The organism is Marivivens niveibacter, from assembly GCF_002150005.2.
In the GTDB taxonomy this organism is placed as follows: domain Bacteria; phylum Pseudomonadota; class Alphaproteobacteria; order Rhodobacterales; family Rhodobacteraceae; genus Marivivens; species Marivivens niveibacter.
Window position 1 is genome coordinate 39,514 of the sequence record NZ_MSPP01000006.1, and the last position, 18,291, is coordinate 57,804.

An 18,291-nucleotide genomic window follows, 5' to 3' on the forward strand; every position below is an offset into this window, starting at 1 on the left:
GTTATTCACCACGATAGGCAGACGGTTCGATCCCATGAATCAGCCACGCCTTCGCAACGTCTTCCCAATTCGGGGTGCGATCACTCGAAATATATCGCTCCACGTTATATATGGCGGAACTGCGCGCTAGACGTTCCGTCTGAAGCTGCAACATGCCAGAGTTCACAACCACGGCGACCCTGACCAGACCAGCGTCTCTAGCGTCCCTTTGAACATCAACGATCAGATCCATTGCTTTTTTGGTAATGGATTTTAGCTGCGAATAATCGATAAACGCATAGATCCCACCGGATGTCGCTTCGTTAGTTAAATCCAACGTGGCGTACCAATCGCGCACTTGGTCTGCATCGACGACACCGGTAAAACGGTGACGGATGTATCCATTTTCTGCGACAGAGGTGATCACGGAACTGACCTGTAACGACTCGGCTTTAGATTGATTTATGGTAACTCATTCGTCTCACGCTTCTAGTCTAGATTAAACGTGGGTGCACAAATCAGCGGCCTAACTTAAACCGTGCCGTTTCATTAATCGATAAATCGTGGCGCGCCCGATCCCTAACGCGCGGGCTGCCGCAGTCACGTTCCCATCAGCCCGAGCCAACGCCCGTGCCAAAGCGGCTTTCTCGGCGCGGTCTAAACCTGCCCCATCGCCATCGCGTCCAATCAGGTCGACGGCAGGACGCGGCGCGAGCGCTCCACTAGATGCTAGCCCCAACGCCCGACGCGCCGCCTTTGTTGCGCCGATAACGATGTCATCGCCATCCACTGCCAACAATGCGGCCCCATCACCTTCGGTTACAATGATCCGCTTACCCGAATATGTCTGGCGAAAAACTTCAGTTTCGATTGTTTGCGCGGTTTGCAACACCATTGCACCCATCAACCGATTATAAGCCTCTGTTTGATCCGCTCGGGCTGATGAAACGTCTAACGCGCCAATCAATTCCCCCTCTGGCCCGAAAATCGGTGCATCGATGCAGCTCATCCCGATGTTTCGCGCCATAAAATGATCGCCACGATGAATGGTAACGGCCCGCTGTTCGGCTAGGCAGGTTCCAATACCGTTTGTTCCCTCTGCGGCTTCACTCCAATCGCGCCCTGCTGATAGGCCCCAATCATCAAATGCATCATTGTCTGCCGTCGCACAGCGCTGTTCCAAAATAATCCCATCTGCATCCGTCAACAAAACGCCACAGCCTGAATGCGAAATCATACGGAACAGATTATCCATCTGCGGATTTGCGACCTTTAGAAAGGCCCCTGCCCTTTCCTTGCGTTCAGCGAGGTCTTTGTGAATCAGACCATCACGGCCATGCACATTAGACGGATCCAGCCCGTGGTTTCGCGCTGACCGTTGCCAGCTGGCCGCCAGCCGTGACCGCGCAGCCGCCGACCCCGACGATAACGTTTCCATCACGCGATCTACATGCTCTTGATGCGTCATATCCGTAACAATTAGGGCTGATTTCTCCTCGGCCTTAGAGTGGAACAACCTTCGGGAAAAAGGCAACTCTTTTTCCGAAACAGCCAATTTCACCCAAACCTGTGGAAAACTCTTGCCAGAATCTAAATCCTGTCGCATGTATATACGAAAAAAACGGAAATAACGGCAAAAACCGTAACAAACGGTTAGACGGCCGAGGCGAGAAAGAGAGACAGATGGGCCAACACCCAAAGGCGAATTTGCGCATTGATACCATCGTAGGCCAGCATGCCGCAATGCTGTCCGAACGACTACAAGCGCATCGCGCACAGCTATTCCCACCACATGCGCGAAAAGAATTGCGCAAGTTTACCAGTGGCGAAGTGGCAGACCTGTTGGGTGTGAAAGATGCCTATTTGCGCAAGCTTAGTCTCGAATCCAAAGGGCCAGACCCTGAAATTCGCGGCAATGGTCGCCGTTTTTATTCGCCCGACGATATCGTTGCTTTGCGCGAGTACCTGGAAAAGGGCGCCAAGGTGCCCGGCACCTATATGCCAGGACGCCGCCCGGGCGACCATTTGCAGGTTATTTCGGTCATCAACTTCAAAGGTGGCTCTGGTAAAACGACCACATCCGCACATTTGGCGCAAAAACTGGCGCTAGATGGCTATCGCGTTTTGGCAGTAGATGTTGACCCGCAGGCGTCTTTTTCCGCATTGCACGGTTTCCAACCAGAGTTTGACCTTCTGGACGGCGGCACCCTGTACGATGCGATCCGATATGATGATCCTGTATCGATCCGTGATGTGATTCAAAAAACATATTTCCGCAATCTGGACATCATTCCAGGCAATCTGGACCTTATGGAATTTGAACACGACACGCCGCGTGCATTGGCTCAACGGGACGGGAGTCTGTTCTTTACTCGCGTCGGCGATGCGCTGGCCGAAGTCGAAGATGATTACGACGTTGTCATCGTCGACTGTCCGCCACAGTTGGGCTTTTTGACGATGTCCGCTCTGTCTGCTGCAACGGCTGTGCTTGTCACCGTTCATCCGCAAATGTTGGACGTTATGTCGATGTGCCAATTCCTGTTGATGACATCGAACCTTTTGGGCGTCGTGGCAGAAGCCGGCGGCGACATGTCCTACGATTGGCTGCGTTATGTCGTGACACGCTATGAACCAGGTGACGGTCCGCAAAACCAAATGGTGTCGTTTATGCGATCGATGTTTGGCGAACACGTTCTGAATCACACGATGCTGAAATCCACAGCGATTTCTGACGCTGGCCTGACAAAGCAAACTCTGTGGGAAATCGAAAAATCACAGTTCACGCGTTCGACCTATGATCGTGCGATCGAAAGTATCACCAACGTTTGCAGTGAAATCGAAACACTGATTCAAGACGCATGGGGACGTAACAATGGCGCGTAAGGGCATTTTGAACGGCCTGATGGATCAGGCTGCGGCACCACAAACCGAAACACGGGTGGATCCAGCAAAACCACGCTACGCCAAAGGTGCAATCGGCGCAGTTAGCCAATCAATCGCTGAACTGAAATCTCGTTCGATCGTTCAGGTCGATCCGCGGATGATTGATGACGCCGGAATGAAGGATCGTCTGGAAAAAGACGATATCGACGCGCTGTGCGATAGTATCAAAGCGTATGGCCAGCAGGTTCCTGTTTTGCTGCGCCCAAATCCGAACGATCCTGAACGTTATCAGATTGTTTACGGTCGTCGCCGTGTCGCTGCGTTGAAAAAGCTCAACATCCCAGTCAACGCGATGGTCCGCGTTCTAAATGACCGCGAACTAGTCATTGCGCAGGGTCAGGAAAACTCTGCCCGTAAAGACCTGTCATTCATCGAACGCGCAAACTTTGCACGTCAGATGCGTGACGGAGGATATGAACGCAAGGTCATTTGTGATGCCCTCAATGTCGATAAGACATTGATTTCACGTATGCTTTCCGTGGCAGACAGCGTTCCATTGGACCTAATCGAAGCGATCGGAGCCGCGCCATCTATCGGTCGTGATCGTTGGATGAAATTGTCGGACAAATTAGACGGCCGCGACATGGTTTCAGCTGCAAAAGGCGATACATCCGACGCCCGGTTCGAAGCTGTCTTTAGCGCCCTTACCCCGCCAAAGGCCCCAGCGCCAATGCCCGACATCATTCGGGTCGAAGGCGAAGAAATCGCGCGTGTCGCCCGTAAACCATCGAAAACGGTTCTGACGATGCCGCGCAATGGATTTGACGAATGGCTACTGGCCAATCTCGACCAGATTCACCGTAGCTGGAAACAGTCTACGGAAGAATAAGAGCAGTAAACACAAACTAAGGAGGCACAACCGAGCAAAACAAAAGAAAAAGGCCCCCCGAGGCAAACACCCCAGAAGGCCCGTTTCGGTTCTAGCACCTCCGAAAATGAGCTATTTGTTGACAGCTGTCAACGGGCGTCGTGTGCGGCGGGCAAAAAAGTTTTGCCATGTGAAAAATCATGCACGTTATTTCAACGACGCCTTTTGGGCAGCGGCCGGTAACGGCTGGCCTAATCAAACGAGCCGCAATTCGGCAACAGGCCCCTACCCTTCCACGCGTTCGCAAATGGGATCTTTTACGCGAACTATGCGCAGCGAAAAAAACGTTTGGACTAAACGACCGCGACATCGCCGTATTGAACGCATTAGTCAGTTTTCACAAATCCGAAGAACTTGACCAAGAAGATCAGCTGATTGTGTTTCCGTCCAACGCCACACTGTCAAACCGTGCCCATGGTATGCCCGAAAGCACACTGCGCCGCCACATCAGCAAGCTTGTTAAATCGGGTCTCATCTTGCGCAACGACAGCCCGAATGGAAAACGTTACGCGATGACGTCGCGCTCTGGAGACATCGTACAAGCCTATGGCTTTGACCTGCGCCCCCTGCTTGTTCGCGCATCAGAAATCATCGAAGCCGCAGAAACGCAGCGCCAGAAAGAAGCCGAGCGTAAAGAGCTACGAAATGAGATTATCATCCTCAAACGCGACGCTGACAAACTCATCGAATACAGTCACGAAATCGGCCTGAAATACGATTTAGACGAACCAAAATCACGTCTAGCTGAGCTAGCAAAGTTTCTACGTCGGAAATTGGATGTATCGGCTCTATCCCAGCTGAAACAGACACTGATTGTCCTTGTAGACAACATCAAGGAGTGGCTGGGGATAAACCCCAATCAAACACCAAAAATGAGCGGCAATGACATCCAAAATGAGCGGCACTATTCTAATTCAAATAAAAATACTGCTGACTCTGAACAGACCACCGTTCCATTGCCAATGGTCCTACAGGCATGCCCAGATATTCAAGATTTTGCCGATCGACCTTTGCGAAACTGGCATGATTTCATTTCATCCATGTCCATCATCAAATCCATGATGGGTATCACAGCAGAGACATGGGAACATGCGATGAAAATCATGGGCCCACAAACCACAGCTGTTGTGACCGCAGGAATTTTGCAAAGAATGGGTGAAATTAAATCACCAGGCGGCTACCTACGACGCCTCACGCAAAAAGCTGAGAAAAAATCATTCTCTCCTATGCCCATGATCATTGCGCTGTTACGCCAAACAAGTTGACAACCGGACAGGGTTAAGACCCTTTGCACGCTATGACCACAATCAACATTCAATCAATTACGTACAAATACGGCGATCGAACCGCCCTATCTAACGTCAGTTTGAAACTGACGGAACGCCGCATCGCGATTGTAGGACGCAATGGGTCAGGGAAATCAACGCTTGCACAAGCGATTTGTGGTCTAATCAAACCAGATAGCGGCAAAGTTCTGGTCAACGATGTTGATGTTTTGAATGATCGACCTGCAGCCTTGAACACCGTTGGAATCATTTTTCAAAACCCTGATCATCAGATCATTTTCCCCACAGTGGCCGAGGAAATTGGGTTTGGGATCCGTCAATTAGGTGCTTCAAAACACGACGCGAAAACTCGTACTGTTGAGGTTTTGAAACGGTTCAATCGAATGGACTGGGCGGATCGTCCTGTTTCCAATTTTTCACAAGGCCAAAGACAGTTGGTCTGCTTGATGTCGGTGCTGGCAATGGCTCCAAAAGTGATTGTTCTTGATGAACCATTTAGTGGGCTGGATATTCCAACAAAGCGGGCACTGCAAAAACGCTTTGTTGGGCTGGAACAGAGCCTAATTCACATCACGCACGACCCTGAATTAGTTCGCGACTATGACAGATTGATTTGGATCGAAAACGGCGAAATCGCTGCTGATGGTACGCCCGATGCTGTGTTGCCAGATTTTCTAGCTGCGATGGAGGCCGCCGATGCTGGCTTTGACCTCTGACATCCCTACCCCGCTGCATAAATGGTCGGCTGGGTTAAAGCTTGCGCTGATGTCAGGGGCCATTGTGACCCTATTCTGGCTTAAGTCGCCAATTTATTTAGCCTTAGCTGCGGTTTTGACCTCCGGGCTTTATTTGTCGTTCAGTGTCTATTTCGCCCGAATTGGCCTGAGCATGATGCGGCCCCTACGGTTTCTGTTAGCCTTTATTTTGATATGGCACGTTGTGACCGGAGATGCGCAAACTGGGATCGCGATTGTGTTGCGGCTGTCAACTGCGGTGGCTTTGGCTAATCTTGTAACGCTGACGACGCGATTGGATGACTTGATTGATGTGACTTATCGCATGATGTCGCCGCTCAGTTTTTTGGGTGTGTCACCTAAACCACTTGCTTTAGCGATTGCATTGGTTGTGCGTTTCGTCCCGGTCCTGCTCACGCGCGCAAATCAGATGCAGCTGGCGTTCAAAGCAAGATCCACGAAATTCCCGACCTTTTATATTATCCTGCCTTTAATCATGTCCGTACTAGATGACGCCGATCATGTTGCCACTGCCCTTCGTGCCAAAGGTGGGCTAGATGGCGCGTACAAACCCTGATATGCACGCGCAGCATTTAGTGGGAGAGAGCACATGCAATCGAAAGAAAATGATCTGGTTCTGATCGCCCTATTCGCCGCATTGGTTGCGGTTTTGGGTTTGATCCCTTCGATCCAGATGCCTTGGGGTATTCCAGTCACAGCGCAAAGCCTGGGCGTGATGCTTGCTGGCGCAGTATTGGGCGCTAAACGTGGTGGTCTTTCGATCCTGCTGTTTATTGGCCTTGTCGCGCTAGGTTTACCATTGTTAGCTGGTGGCCGTGGTGGTCTGGGCGTTTTTGCGTCCCCTACTGCAGGCTTTATTTTTGGTTTCCCTGTCGCCGCGTTTGTGACGGGTCTTATCATGGAAAAACTGCGGTTTGATCCAACCGTAGCATCAGGCATCGCGTCGTTCATCGGCGGTATCATTGTTTTGTACGTGATGGGCATCTTTGGTTTCTACATGCTGACCGACAAATCGCTGGGCACGTCGATTTCGATCATGGTTACCTATATCCCAGGTGACTTGGTCAAAGTTGTGCTCACGGCAATCATTGTTGGTGCATTGGCCAAAGCGCGTCCACAAAGCCTGTTGTCGCGTCACTAATGGAAACATCGCGCACCATACGTGAACGGCGTTCGGTGCGCGAATTTACAGATCGTGCAGTCGACAAACAGACGATTGCAAATCTTTTGGAACTGGCCCGCTGTGCGCCCTCTGGCGCGAATTTACAGCCGGGCCAGTTTCACGTTTTAACGGGCAAACCGTTGGCGGACCTGAACGCACAGTTGACAGCCGGCATTGCAGCGGATCGGCCTCAGGTTTCTGAATATTCGTATTTTCCAAACCCGCTGTCGAAACAGCTAAAGGCGCGTCAACGCACGGCTGGGTATGCGCTGTACCAAGCGTTGGGAATCGAGAAGCGGGATTTGGATGGTCGGCGTGCGCAGTTTGAACGGAACTACCGTTTCTTTGACGCACCCGTTGGGATCATCATTTCGATTGATCGCGATATGGGCAAAGGCTGTTGGATGGACATGGGGATGGCGATCCAAACGTTTTTGCTTGCAGTTCATGATGCTGGCTTAGCTGCTTGTGGTATTGGCGCTATCGCGAATTACGGTGACTTGGTGCATGAGGTGTTAGAGCTGCCTAACGATCAGGTCGTGGTCGCAGGTATTGCACTGGGATATGCGGCGGATGCTGCGGTGAATGATTTTCGTACGGAACGCGCTGCGTTGGCAGAGTTCACTACGTTCCGAGGTTTCGACGGTTGACAGCTGTCAACCGGTCACTCGCAGGGCGGACCCAATACCTCCAGCGGCTGCTATCGCCGCGATGCCTGACTTTCCGGTGCCTGCCAAATCATGAAACAGACGCACGGCCAGAATAGCCCCAGACGCCCCAATCGGATGACCACGTGCCAGCGCGCCGCCTTTTGGGTTTACGATTTTCGGATCAATGCCGGTCGCATCAACTGTCGCAATGCATTGGGCTGCGTAAGCCTCCATTATTTCAGCTTGAGCGATGTCGTGGGTTCCAAGGCGATTGATTGCTTCGATCGGGGCTAATGCTGGCTGTGCTGGGTCTCCACCGATGCTGACGTATTTATCAATTCGTACTGATGCACGAGTAATCAAATCTGCCGCTACGATCACAATTACCGCAGCCGCGTCAGCAGCGACCGCCGTGTTGACAGCTGTCAACTGCCCCGTGACAACAGGTGCGCGGGCAACCAATCGTGGCGACAGGTCGCGTGTAAATGGATCGTCCAATTCGGCGCCGAGCGGGACAATTTCAAACCGTAGCGCGGTCCTCGAGTTCATGGCTTTGTCGTGGCTGTCCATAGCCCAGACGTCTTGTCGTTCGCGTGGAATGTTCAGCGCGTCAGCCGCAACAGGAAGGTCAGGATCGCGGTCAGGCCAAGGCGAAAAGGGCGGTCTGTCATAGGCAACAGGTGGGCCGTCAATGGGAACGGCCATTCTGATAGGGCGACGAGAATGAGATTCCAATCCGCCAGCGACAACCACCTTTGCAAGGCCCGACCGGACCATTGCGAGGCCCATACCGATCGCATCTAATCCGCCGGCACACTGGCGGTCGATTGTCAGGCCGGCAACGTGTTCGGGCAACCCTGCGGCTAATGCGGCAAGTCGGGCAGGGTTGCCGCCGCCGCCAATCGCATTCGATAGGATGACTTCATCGACTTGGTGTGGGCCGATCATCGCGTCGTCTAATGCTGCGCGTATCACTGGTGCCGCCATGTCGTGTAATGACAGGGTGGATAGCGCGCCGCCCTTGGGGGCCACGATTGTGCGCCGTGCTGCGATGATATGGGCGTCGATCATAAACGGTCCACCATTCCGCGAAGAGCTGCAATATCAGGTTTGCCCGAAAGGGTCAGAGGAAATGTTGACAGCCGGAACGCCTTTTTCGGGGCGTCAGCGTTTAACAATTGCCGTGCCGCATCCTGCATCTGATCTGGAGCAATATCGCCCTGATATAGAATGATTGGCACTGCGCCGCGTATGTCATTCGAGCGTGGCAGAATGGCGATATGATCTACGCCAAGGATCGTGGCCAGCTTTGCCTCGCTCGGTTCGGGGAAATAGTTGCGGTCAGCAACGGTGAACATGCGGTCGCTACGTCCCATAAGGTACAGGTAACCGTCACGCAGCGCGCCAATTTCGCCAACCGTCACCCATGATCCGTCCGTCCGCGTTTGGCCCAATTCGGGCGATGCATAGCCATCGAATAGATAGGGCGATTTCACCCAGACCTCACCAATTCCGTTTTTGTCCGCGTTACGGATTTCAATTTGAACAAACGGGTAGGGCGATCCAACGGATCCAGCTGGCGTGTTGTCATCGGACATAGTGACAAAGCTGGTTTCAGCTGCACCATAAAATTCTACGACCCGTGCATTTGGGGCGTTCTGTTTGATTGCCGCGCGGGTTTTGTCATCCAAATGTCCGCCACCGATTGCGATGACCCTAAGGTTCTGGAAAGGTTGGTTTAGCGCCACGCGAGCTTGGGTCGGTGTGGCGTATAGGATAGTAGCATCCTGCAGGGCGGTTTTTTGAACGGCTGGTTTTTCGCCTGAAACCACGTCAACGGTGATACCTTGGTGCAGTCCTTCGCACAAAGCATAGAGTGATAAAGAACTGTCCAGGCTTCCTAGGATCACAGACCTGTCTGATGACGTAATTCCGAACAGGTCTTTGTTCTGCTCGAAACTGGCTGTCCAGCTAGAGGCATGGCGCCTGATGCGTTTCGGCGCGCCAGTTGAACCAGAGCTTTGGCTATGGATGACATCGGGGTCGTCATCGTAATCAACATCGGCACCGTTGGTGACGCAAAATGGTGCACCCGACCACAGGCATTCCAGAATCCGCAACAGGGAGGGGCGGACTGGGGTAGGGCGGATCGTTGTGACGCGCCCACCGGTCGATCGTTCGACATAAGGATGATCAATAGCCGACCCACAATGCAGCAACCGAGAGGTGCGCGAAGGACGCAAACAAGGCAAGGAGGTCATCTGTTCCATGAAGCCTCCTTAGCTTAGGTCATGACTTGGGGCCAGCTTTGCTATTGACCTTAGGGCGAACAGGTTCATTTGTTAAAGTCAGTTTTTTGTTAACGGTGTCCGATCCTATGACCTTCTGGCGTAAACTTGGTATGACGGCTGTTCTGGCGATTGCAGCAACGCAAGTTGTTGCGGCGACGACCACTGTTCCGTCAGTGGAATTCGTTTCGGCGGACGGTGGTTTCATTCGAACAGATGATTGGGCAGGAAAACCTGTTCTGGTCGTCAACACAGCAAGCCGCTGCGCTTTTGCGCCTCAGTACGATGGTTTGCAGGATCTGTACGATGAATACGCAGATGATGGGTTGATCGTCCTGACCGTGCCGTCGGACGATTTCAATCAAGAACTGGACTCGATCGACGAGGTCAAATCCTACTGTGAATTGAATTTTGGCCTGACCATGCCGATGACAGACATCACTCAGGTGGTAGGGCAGGGCGCGCACCCTTTGTTTGTTTGGTTCAAGGAAAGCCACGGTTTCGAACCGACATGGAACTTTAACAAGGTTCTGATCCTGCGCGATGGCACCATTGGCGGGACATGGGGTAGCGTTGTCACCCCCGATAGCCCCCAATTTGCCGATGCAATTGAGGCAGCTGTATCGCGCTAATTGCGCCTAATGAAAAACGAAACTGAACTATTGCCCAGCCTGTAAGGGGTTGATCCCGCTTGTGATCCTGCGCATCGTGTAATTCAGGATATTCCGGCGCTTAGGTGCGTTCGCTTGAGGCAAAAGAAACGTGGTAACAGGTGCAATTGGAGATACAGGGCTACGGCGATCCGAGGATCGTACCGAACCGCTGCGTGATGGGTTTGCGGTATCTCGTCTGTTTCGATTACGCAGAATAGTCAGGCGTCGTCCTTTTGGCTTTTTGCTGTTCTTTTTGCCGATCGTTTTGGGTTGGACGATTTTGTTGTCATACGGCTCTGCGGTTTACGGGTCGAATGCCTTTATCATTCAATATTCGCCTTCCATCGGTTTCTATTCGTTGATCATCGGGTTGGCGATTTACCCACCGCATCGATTTTGGATACCGGCCTTAACCTTTGTTGCCGTTTTATTTGTGCCGTTCTGTTTGCCTTTCGTGGAATTGCAGAACTGGTACGATTTATTGCAAACAGCGCCAAATGTCGTCGCCATAATTTTTGCTGTGAACGTCGGCGCGGCCATTTTGAATGGCGCGATCGCGATGTGGGTCTTTGGCCAATTTCGCGCAAAAATGTCCCCTTATTCGGCTGACATGGTTTTAGCGTTTGCGGGGCAAGTCGCGTTCCTTGTTTTAAACCTGTGCATGGTCTTTGGCTTTGATCGGTTTATGTCCGCGCAATCTGATGTCGCGCAGGCTTTGGCCGGTTACGACGGCCATTACATTGATTTGGCGATCCGCCGCGTTTTGCGTGGCTGCGCCGTTTTTCTGGTATTCATCCTGCTGTTTTTCAATCGCCCACGTTGGAAAGACGCCTATTATGTCGCGCTGCCCGTGGCGGTATATGTGGGGCTGGCTGCCCTGCATTCGATGGGCTACGGCAGTCCCAGCGGGATCGAGGCGGCCATCGCTGGCTGTACGTTTGCTTTGTTACTGCCTAGCAGTGCTGCGACCTTGGCGCTGGTCGTATCGGTGGGTCTGTATGCTAGTTTGACCGGCGTTTATTTGTCTGATGTGGTCTATGCATCGCCGCAAGAGGGGGTGCTTGAATACTACTCTATTGCTCTGTTGAATTTGGCTGCAATCATCCTTGCCAAAAGCGGTGCGCAGCATGAAAGGGAAACGTCGGCTGTCGATAGTATTACGCGTTTGGACGTGGCGCGTGACTTTGCCGGCGTTGGAATTTTCATGGTGAACCAATCAACGGGTGTGATCCAATTAGACCACACCGGTATGCGCGTCACAGGTATTCCGCGGGTGTTTTCAAACGTGGCCGATGTATACAGCCGGTTTGCGCCAGAATCGCAAAAGGAACTGATCGCCGTTGGGGTTGTCGAACCGGGTACGTCGTTTAACCGTATTTTGCGTGTCCCGCGTGATGACGGCGACGACGTGATAATCCGCATCTTTGTGTGGGCGCAGCGCAGCGAAAGCGGCGCGAACCTTGCCTATGGTTTGGTCGTCGATATCACCGAAGCCTACAAGCAAGAATCTGCCCTGCGTCATGCATTGACCGATCTAGAGGCAAAAGACGAAAAACAGCGTCGCATGTTTTCGATCATCAGCCATGAAATCAGAACCCCCGCCTCTGTATTGTCGATGCTGATCGAGGATTTGGATCACACGAATTTGGAAGAAACCCGCAGCCGGATGGAGGAAGCATCCGACCAACTGTTAGGCGTTCTGACGGACATGCGTCAGGCCGTGAATCCGGCGCAAAATATGGCGATTGTGAAAACCAGTTACCTGCCGGCGCAATTGGCTGAAACCGTGCGCAACACCTATCAGGATCTGGCCCATAAATCGTCGATGCGGATCGAGTTGAATCTGGGTGCTGGGGCGAACGTGCGCCGTGTCGGTGACCAGACCCGTGCCAAACAACTGATCGGCAATTTGGTGCGCAACGCGTTGATCCATTCGAAAGGCACAAAGGTCGAAATCTATTTCGAAGAACGAAAAGAAGCGACTGGCGAAACTTGGACCCAGTGGACCATTCGCGATGATGGTGTTGGCGTTCCCAAAGACGAAGTGCCGCGCCTGTTTGAACCATTTGAACGCGGTGGGGCGGACCCGCGAAACCAGGCTGATGGTAGCGGTCTGGGTCTATATATCGCCAAAACTACGGTCGAGTTATTGGGCGGCGCGATCGTTTATGTGCCGATCCCGAAAGGGGCCTGTTACGCAATTTCGTTGCCTGAACCGATTGCCGCCGATCAGTCTGCGCCTCAGCCGGCTAAGAAATCCTTGCCCATGGCACATACGTCGAAAATGGATGTACTATTGGCCGAAGACAATGCTTTGGTTGCAGAGGTCACCAAATCGCGTCTGTCAAAACTGTTCAAGTCTGTGACTGTTGCGTCGGATGGGCAGATGGCATTGGAGTATCTGGAAAACCATTCGCCTGATTTGGTGATTACCGATCTGTTCATGCCAAAGTTAGAAGGCGACGAATTAATCAAACGGCTGCGCGAGAAGGGACATGAATTCCCGATTATCGGTTTGACGGCCGCAGCTGTCGGTAATGACATCGACAGGTTTCAGGCTGCAGGCGCAGATTTGGTCATGGCCAAACCATTGGACATGGAGCGTTTGATGGCGTTTCTGGCGCGTTTGGCGGAATAAAGCCTTTGTAAACGGTGCCGTTGAAATCCGACTTTCCGTTTCGGGGTTCAGGGTCTAAACAGTTCCTCCAATTCCCATGAGGAGGCCTGAGTGGACACCGTTACCCGTATCGCAAACACGATTGCGAAAGATACCAATGCAACCCCAAAACAGGTCGGCGCGGCCGTTGCTCTGTTGGACGAAGGCGCGACTGTTCCGTTCATTGCGCGTTACCGCAAAGAGGTAACAGGGGGATTGGATGATACGCAGTTGCGGGTTCTGTCCGAACGTTTGGTGTATTTGCGCGAATTGGAAACGCGCCGCGCGGCCATTGCCAAAGAAATCACATCGCAGGGCAAAATGACCGATGAGTTGGCGCTGTCCATCCATCAGGCCGAAACCAAAGCGGTGCTGGAAGACATCTATCTTCCTTACAAACCCAAACGCCGGACAAAGGCGATGATAGCACGCGAAAACGGGTTGGAACCCTTGGTCGAATTGATCCTGTCGGATCGTACGACGGACCCTGACGTGCACGCGGCTGGGTTCATCACCGAAAACGTGGCGACGACGCGTGATGCGCTGAATGGTGCGCGTGATATTTTGGTCGAAGGTCTGGCTGAAAACGCGGCGCTATTGGGTGAACTGCGCGAATTCCTGAAACGTGACGCCTTGATCACGGCCAAGGTTATCGAAGGCAAAGAAACCGAAGGCGCCAAATTCGCCGACTATTTCGATCACAGCGAAAAATGGGCGGACGCGCCATCGCACCGTGCGCTGGCGATGCTGCGCGGCGCGAACGAAGGTTTCCTGACCATCGATATCGTTCCGGACGAGGCGGGCGTTGAACGCGCGGTGTCGATGATTTCGCACCATCTGGATGTGCGTCACGGAACGGCGGGCGATAAATGGTTGGCCACTGTTGCGGGTTGGACGTGGCGGGTGAAACTGTCCATGTCGATGATGCTGGACCTGCTGGGCGATCTGCGTAGCCGCGCCCATGACGAAGCGATCAATGTGTTCGCTCGCAACCTCAAAGACCTACTGTTGGCCGCGCCCGCGGGGGCCAAGGCGACGTTGGGTTTGGACCCTGGCATTCGCACGGGCGTTAAGGTCGCGGTTGTTGATCCAACGGGCAAGGTGCTGGACACCACGACCATCTATCCGTTCCAGCCCAAAATGGACGTCCAAGGATCGCAGGCCGCATTGATGGCGCTGATCGCGAAACACGGCGTGAACCTGATCGCGATTGGCAACGGCACGGGCAGCCGCGAAACCGAACGTTTGGTCGCGGACACCATCAAAATGCTGCCGAAATCCGTGACGCCGCCGACCAAAGTTGTGGTGAGCGAAGCAGGCGCTTCGGTCTATTCCGCGTCCGAATTGGCGGCCCGTGAATTCCCTGATCTAGATGTCTCCTTGCGCGGTGCCGTATCGATCGCGCGACGTTTGCAGGACCCATTGGCCGAATTGGTAAAGATCGAACCAAAGGCGATTGGCGTTGGCCAATATCAGCACGACGTGGACCAGCACAAACTGGCGAAATCGCTAGAGGCCGTGGTCGAGGACGCCGTGAATGCAGTGGGCGTGGACCTGAACACTGCATCGGCCGCACTGTTGTCGCATGTGTCTGGTTTAGGCCCTGTTTTGGCTGAATCCATCGTTTCGCACCGCGATATCAACGGTGCCTTTCAGTCGCGCAAAGACCTGCTAAAGGTCGCGCGTTTGGGTCCCAAGGCCTTTGAACAATGCGCGGGTTTCTTGCGTATTCGCGACGGGTCGGAACCGTTAGACGCGTCATCGGTCCACCCCGAAGCGTATGGCGTTGCCCGTAAAATCGTGGCGGCCTGTGGGCGTGATGTGCGCAGCCTGATGGGCGATGAAAAGGCATTGCGCGGTCTGCGCGCCGAACAGTTTGTCGACGATACCTTTGGCCTGCCGACAGTGCGCGATATTCTGACCGAACTGGAAAAACCTGGACGCGACCCGCGCCCGACGTTCAAAACGGCGACATTCACCGACGGGGTCGAAGATATCAAAGATCTGAAACCCGGCATGGCGTTGGAAGGCACCGTGACCAACGTCGCCGCCTTTGGCGCGTTTGTGGACATCGGGGTCCATCAGGACGGTCTGGTGCACGTCAGCCAGCTGGCCGACCGTTTCGTTAAAGACCCGCATGAGGTCGTCAAAACGGGCGATGTTGTGCGCGTGACCGTGACCGAAGTCGACGTTCCGCGCAAACGGATCGGCCTGACCATGCGCAAAGACGGCGGAGCGTCAGCGAAAGAAGCGCGGGCAGAGCGTGGCCCGTCGCGCCCCAAACCCAAAGGCCCAAAGGGCGGAAATTACAGTTCCAAACCACAATCTAGTGGAACTGGTGCCTTAGGTGATGCGCTATTGTCCGCGATGCGCAAACGCTGAGTCATTGCGCCGCACCGTAGTGAGTGCGGCGCATTTTTAGGGTGTCTGAGCCGTAATGCTAATCGCGCTGGTATCGTTTTGTCGCATCAATTCGGGCGTTCCAGTCAGATCAATTAGGTCGGACCGATAAAAAGGCTGAATAAACCAGTCGTGGGACATTGCATCGAATGCGATGTCCACGCCAACGCTGTGTATCCCGGACGTGGCGAAAGGCATTTCAACTGTCGCTTTGACCGTGATTGGCGCGGTCGCTGACATGATGTTCTCAACGGGTGGCATGATTGCGAATACATCGTACAATTCCACGGTTTGATCATCCGCCAGAATTGTCGTCGCCGCCGCTATGGCGTTCGCAAATTGATCGGCTTCGGCTGGGGAAATTGTGCCATCGGTATCTGTATCGATCATGGACACAAAATCAGGGCCGGACCCAATCGACGGAACAATGACGTAGGTCAGCGCAGCGTCATCAACGCCTAAGGTGATCAACAGCTGTTGATCAATGTCGGAATGCGGGTGCGCAGACGCGGTCGTCCCAATTAGGAAAACCGCACCTGTAAGTGAACGTAACATTAGTTTGCTGCGATCCATGCTGCCCCGTAATCGTTGCCAGTTTCACGCATGATGTTATGCGCGTGATCTGTTGGTGTGCCGTCGCCGCCCTGAGGCGAATATTCAATTGCGATTGATGGGCCGACAATTCGGAAATAAGCGCCACCCAAAGTGCCAGTTGGTCCCCACCAGCCGAAATAGGTCTCATCGATTTCGGCCAAAACAGTCTCGAATTTAGCTGCGTAATCATCGGCGTTCAGCATCATCAATCGGGCCGCGATCACGTCCAGCAACAACGCTTTTTGTTCGATGTTCAGGGCGCTGCCTTTGATGCCTTCGGGTGCGATGATGGCGTCATCTTCGCCTGGACCTGCGACCAGATTGATATAGCGAGAGCTGACAATAGCCACGTCTTGCTGCGCTTCATCCAGCGCATCCATAAAGGTCTGTGCGGCACGTGTTTCGGTTTCGGTGATGTAAACCTCTTCGCCATTATGCGTGATGTTCAAAGGTTCGCCGCCCGACAGCAATGGGCCGAACGAAATATCTGGGCCGACGACAGTTGCGTTAATTGCCAGATGATGGCCGCCGAATTGGAACATCCACGGTGTGTCAGCGGCTGGAGTGCCTAGAAACGAGGTGTAGTAGTAGTCGTGCCCGAAACGTACGCCGCCATTCCCGCCTTCGTTCAGGGTTTCTTCAGCAGCGAGCTGCAGGTCAACGTTGCGAACGCCTTCGTCGCTTAGCACGGTGTTCAGCAGCGCCCAAAGCGCGTCGCGCTGTTCGTCGTTCAGGTCACCGATCATGACCCCGCCGCGATTTACTGCGCCGTCTGGAAAATTCGACCAGTTTGCACGCTGTAGGTTGTCATCAAAGGAATAGATAGACGCTGCGACTTGTTCGTCTGACAGCGTTTCCAGATATGCATTCGCGGCAGCGACGATCGCGTTTGTTTGTTCGTCAGCTGCGGGAACCGTGATGTTGTCAGAAATTGTCAGATCTACCGCCGGGTTTTGTAGGCTCCGTCCTTGGGCATCTGAAATTTCGGGCAATGCAACAACCAACCCCAAGCCAATCGCAATTGCAGCAGCGGATGTAGCCAGCGTAATTCGTTTCATGTCCTGTCCTTTTGTCATTTTACCTGACTAACGCAGAACGTAGACCTTTCCGTCGCGCAAAAGTGAAAAGGGCCCGAATTGGGCCCTGTCATTAATATAAATCGTTCCAAATGCTGCCATCATAACATCGCAGTTTCGCGGTCGCGCTATCGAAATAAACTGTACCTGCCAGAGGTGTCGTTGGTTCGTCAGAGGGGGTGAGCGTCATCATTGATGCCATCGTAACAGTCCCATCATCAGGTGCGATTGAAATCGCATTGATCCAGTTTCCGCTATCGGCGCTGACCTTGATATTGAAATTGTTGGACCCGCTTAGGCCCATTTCTGCATGGCCGGTCCAGTTTGATTGGAACAGAACGCTCGCCGTGTTTGCTTCGCCTGATTTGTTGATCTTGACCTGATGGCCTGCACCCGCGTGGGTGAGTAGTGTGGCATCTGACGACACAACCAATTTGTTTGAATCGTCTGCAGTCGCGCCGACACCAAGCGCGGGCAGATTGTGCAAACCTGTGAAACAGCGCGCATCTTTCCACGCGGCGCCGTCAAAGATACGAAAATCACCCGCGGGTGTTGATGCCCGCCAACCTGATTTTGGCGCAGTAAAAACCCAACCACCATTCTGCCAACTGGCGATTTTGCCTTCCAACCCTGCCCATTCATTGGTCGCGTTGCTGCCGATTGTGTATGCGGTGCCCTCTTGAGGTTCTGCAGGCGGAGTCGTTGCATCATACGCGGTGACGACGAGTTGGACCAATTGATCTAGCTGATCTAGCGCTTCGTTGTGGGTGACATGTTTTTGCGCTTGGGCTGGCAAAATATAAGGGAGCTGCAGGGAAGGGGTGTTATCGGACATGGGCGCCTCTGACATGGAATTTGTCCGTAACCTAGGCGTTCATGTTTCAATGTTTTCTTAGTCCGCCGCGCAAAGAAAAAATATTCTGTTAACTCCTTTTGCTTTTGTTGGATTGGACGCCACGCTATGGTCAGATCACTAAAAGG

Annotated in this window: 17 protein-coding genes; 10 read left to right on the forward strand and 7 right to left on the reverse strand. The window is 53.2% G+C overall.

The window, feature by feature from the left end; genetic code table 11:
• Position 1: 1 nt before the first annotated feature.
• Positions 2–406, reverse strand: coding sequence for a hypothetical protein (locus BVC71_RS13955; protein WP_086452315.1), 405 nt, complete (start codon positions 404–406; stop codon positions 2–4).
• 99 nt (positions 407–505) lie between these two features.
• The gene (locus BVC71_RS13960; protein WP_086452316.1) at positions 506–1,447 is read right to left on the reverse strand and encodes a GAF domain-containing protein; all 942 of its coding nucleotides are present in this window, start codon (positions 1,445–1,447) and stop codon (positions 506–508) included.
• 215 nt (positions 1,448–1,662) lie between these two features.
• Between BVC71_RS13960 and repA the strand changes: the two genes are divergently transcribed.
• From repA to BVC71_RS13995, 7 genes are all read left to right on the forward strand, one after another.
• Positions 1,663–2,862 (forward strand): plasmid partitioning protein RepA, encoded by a 1,200-nt coding sequence (gene repA, locus BVC71_RS13965; RefSeq protein ID WP_086452317.1) that lies wholly within the window; start codon positions 1,663–1,665, stop codon positions 2,860–2,862.
• Positions 2,852–3,751 (forward strand): plasmid partitioning protein RepB, encoded by a 900-nt coding sequence (gene repB / locus BVC71_RS13970; protein WP_086452318.1) that lies wholly within the window; start codon positions 2,852–2,854, stop codon positions 3,749–3,751. Before repA ends, repB begins: the two co-directional genes overlap by 11 nt.
• 179 nt (positions 3,752–3,930) lie before the next feature.
• The gene (gene repC, locus BVC71_RS13975) at positions 3,931–5,055 is read left to right on the forward strand and encodes a plasmid replication protein RepC (RefSeq protein ID WP_086452319.1); all 1,125 of its coding nucleotides are present in this window, start codon (positions 3,931–3,933) and stop codon (positions 5,053–5,055) included.
• A gap of 32 nt (positions 5,056–5,087) precedes the next feature.
• On the forward strand, positions 5,088–5,792 hold the full coding sequence (locus BVC71_RS13980; RefSeq protein ID WP_086452320.1) for an energy-coupling factor ABC transporter ATP-binding protein: 705 nt from the start codon (positions 5,088–5,090) through the stop codon (positions 5,790–5,792).
• Positions 5,773–6,387, forward strand: coding sequence for an energy-coupling factor transporter transmembrane component T family protein (locus BVC71_RS13985; protein WP_086452321.1), 615 nt, complete (start codon positions 5,773–5,775; stop codon positions 6,385–6,387). The genes BVC71_RS13980 and BVC71_RS13985 overlap by 20 nt, the downstream gene beginning before the upstream one ends.
• Positions 6,388–6,420: 33 nt before the next feature.
• Entirely contained in the window at positions 6,421–6,972 is a 552-nt protein-coding gene (locus BVC71_RS13990) for a biotin transporter BioY (protein WP_086452322.1), read from the forward strand.
• Entirely contained in the window at positions 6,972–7,643 is a 672-nt protein-coding gene (locus BVC71_RS13995; RefSeq protein ID WP_086452323.1) for a nitroreductase, read from the forward strand. The genes BVC71_RS13990 and BVC71_RS13995 overlap by 1 nt, the downstream gene beginning before the upstream one ends.
• 6 nt (positions 7,644–7,649) lie before the next feature.
• Here BVC71_RS13995 and BVC71_RS14000 read toward each other — a convergent pair whose 3' ends face one another.
• On the reverse strand, positions 7,650–8,714 hold the full coding sequence (locus tag BVC71_RS14000) for a thiolase family protein (protein ID WP_086452324.1): 1,065 nt from the start codon (positions 8,712–8,714) through the stop codon (positions 7,650–7,652).
• Positions 8,711–9,913: an AMP-binding protein gene (locus BVC71_RS14005; RefSeq protein WP_086452325.1), complete on the reverse strand. Its 1,203-nt coding sequence runs from the start codon at positions 9,911–9,913 to the stop codon at positions 8,711–8,713. Before BVC71_RS14005 ends, BVC71_RS14000 begins: the two co-directional genes overlap by 4 nt.
• 107 nt (positions 9,914–10,020) lie before the next feature.
• Here BVC71_RS14005 and BVC71_RS14010 point away from each other — a divergent pair, with 107 nt between their 5' ends.
• The 3 genes from BVC71_RS14010 to BVC71_RS14020 all read left to right on the forward strand — a co-directional run bounded on the left by BVC71_RS14010 (position 10,021) and on the right by BVC71_RS14020 (position 15,622).
• Positions 10,021–10,563: a glutathione peroxidase gene (locus tag BVC71_RS14010; RefSeq protein ID WP_240516870.1), complete on the forward strand. Its 543-nt coding sequence runs from the start codon at positions 10,021–10,023 to the stop codon at positions 10,561–10,563.
• Positions 10,564–10,693: 130 nt separating this feature from the next.
• Positions 10,694–13,222 carry a hybrid sensor histidine kinase/response regulator gene (locus BVC71_RS14015; RefSeq protein ID WP_165767784.1) on the forward strand — a complete coding sequence of 843 codons (2,529 nt, stop codon included), beginning with the start codon at positions 10,694–10,696 and terminating at the stop codon, positions 13,220–13,222.
• Between the two features lie 90 nt (positions 13,223–13,312).
• Positions 13,313–15,622 (forward strand): Tex family protein, encoded by a 2,310-nt coding sequence (locus BVC71_RS14020; protein ID WP_086452327.1) that lies wholly within the window; start codon positions 13,313–13,315, stop codon positions 15,620–15,622.
• A 36-nt stretch (positions 15,623–15,658) separates the two neighbouring features.
• On the opposite strand, the gene BVC71_RS14025 is transcribed toward BVC71_RS14020, so the two are convergent.
• From BVC71_RS14025 to BVC71_RS14035, 3 genes are all read right to left on the reverse strand, one after another.
• Entirely contained in the window at positions 15,659–16,195 is a 537-nt protein-coding gene (locus BVC71_RS14025; protein WP_133064551.1) for a hypothetical protein, read from the reverse strand.
• The gene (locus BVC71_RS14030) at positions 16,195–17,292 is read right to left on the reverse strand and encodes a DUF3500 domain-containing protein (RefSeq protein ID WP_165767785.1); all 1,098 of its coding nucleotides are present in this window, start codon (positions 17,290–17,292) and stop codon (positions 16,195–16,197) included. The genes BVC71_RS14025 and BVC71_RS14030 overlap by 1 nt, the downstream gene beginning before the upstream one ends.
• 91 nt (positions 17,293–17,383) lie before the next feature.
• Positions 17,384–18,145, reverse strand: a complete 762-nt coding sequence (locus tag BVC71_RS14035) for a DUF2793 domain-containing protein (RefSeq protein WP_086452400.1) — start codon at positions 18,143–18,145, stop codon at positions 17,384–17,386.
• Between the last annotated feature and the right edge of the window lie 146 nt (positions 18,146–18,291).